General features: G+C 44.7%; 2 protein-coding genes. Both read left to right on the plus strand.

Features of this window, described 5'->3' with window-relative positions:
- On the plus strand, positions 1 to 477 hold a 477-nt coding region (locus IAE55_RS33535; protein ID WP_200634971.1), incomplete at its 5' end, for a TetR/AcrR family transcriptional regulator.
- A gap of 109 nt (positions 478 to 586) precedes the next feature.
- A partial coding sequence (locus IAE55_RS33540; RefSeq protein ID WP_200634972.1) for a spore germination protein occupies positions 587 to 1437 on the plus strand: 851 nt, incomplete at its 3' end.

A 1437-nucleotide genomic window follows, 5' to 3' on the forward strand; every position in this document is an offset into this window, starting at 1 on the left:
GAAAAAAATTTTGAACAGATCACGATTAACGAAATAGCGGAGCGGGCAAACGTAAACCGCGGCACCGTTTATCTGCATTACAGCGACAAGTATGATCTTCTCGACAAATGTATTGAAGATCACATCAATGAAATAATCACGTTATGCAAGAAAAGGGAAATAAGTAGTCCGGGTATAGGTACTGAGTCCAAGCCTGTATTTGACTACTTCAGGGACCATTATCCGTTTTTCTCTGCGATGTTTGCCAACGAAAGAGTTTTTCTGTTCCGGGACCGGCTGCTTAACTTCCTTTCGGACAATATGATGGCCAAGATGAACAGTTCAAATCCTATCGCCAATGAAATGCAAGCCCAGTTCATGGCTTCTGCTTTTATTGGCATTGTTGAGTGGTGGATCCGAAAACAAATGCCGCAATCCACTCAATTCATGGCCGATCAGGTGAGAAATTTATTCGAGAAAAACCTGGTTTATAGCTGAGTTCAAAAAAGCCCCCGTGGGCCTTAATTGGGCTCACAGGAGCAATTTAGACCTTATGGAATAGGATACCGTTACCGAGTTTATAATACCCGGTGGGGGGATAATTTCCATGAATACCATAAGTACAAGCATTGAAGTTAATGAGGCCAGTCTCAGGAAAGAATTCGATCATTGCTCGGATATCGTATTCCGTTCATTTAGGTTAAGGGACCAAACTTTACTTTTACTCGTCTATTTTGATGGAATGACCCGCCTACAAAGCGTAGAGGATAACATACTAACGCCGCTTCTATTCAGCGGACTGCCGCAAGGCATAGATCGGATACAGTCTCTGGGCGAGATGTTCGGACGCGAATGGCTTCCATTAACCGACGTAAAAAAGGACAAATCGCTGAAAGACCTGGTCCATCACATTCTGCAGGGAAGTCTGGGCATATTGGTGGAAGGAGAAGCATCCGCGCTATCCGTTCAGGTCCAGGGCTATAAGACGAGAAGCATCGAGGAGCCGAAAAAGGAATCGACCTTGCGCGGATCCAAAGAAGGATTTGTTGAAGATATCCACACGAATGTATCCCTGATTAGGCGAAGAATCATTCATCCCCATTTGAAGACGGACTCGTTTACGATAGGTACATACACGCAAACCCAAGTGATCCTTGCTTACATGCAAGGACTTGCGGACGAGAAGGTATTAACGGAAGTAAGAAAAAAGCTCGAAAAGATCGAGATTGACGGCATCATCGATTCGGCCTATATCGAGGAATGGCTCGAAGAGAGCTCTTTTTCCATTTTTCCGCAAATCCAAAATACCGAGCGTCCGGATATTGTCACCGCAAGTTTATTAGAGGGAAAGATCGCTCTTCTCACGAACGGAACTCCCTTTGCCCTCATTCTTCCCGTGACCTTCTGGTCAGGTCTTCAATCGGCAGACGATTATTTTGAGAGGTTTATATTCGTCAT

Source organism: Paenibacillus sp. S28 (genome assembly GCF_016624415.1).
In the GTDB taxonomy this organism is placed as follows: Bacteria; Bacillota; Bacilli; order Paenibacillales; family Paenibacillaceae; genus Paenibacillus_AQ; species Paenibacillus_AQ favisporus.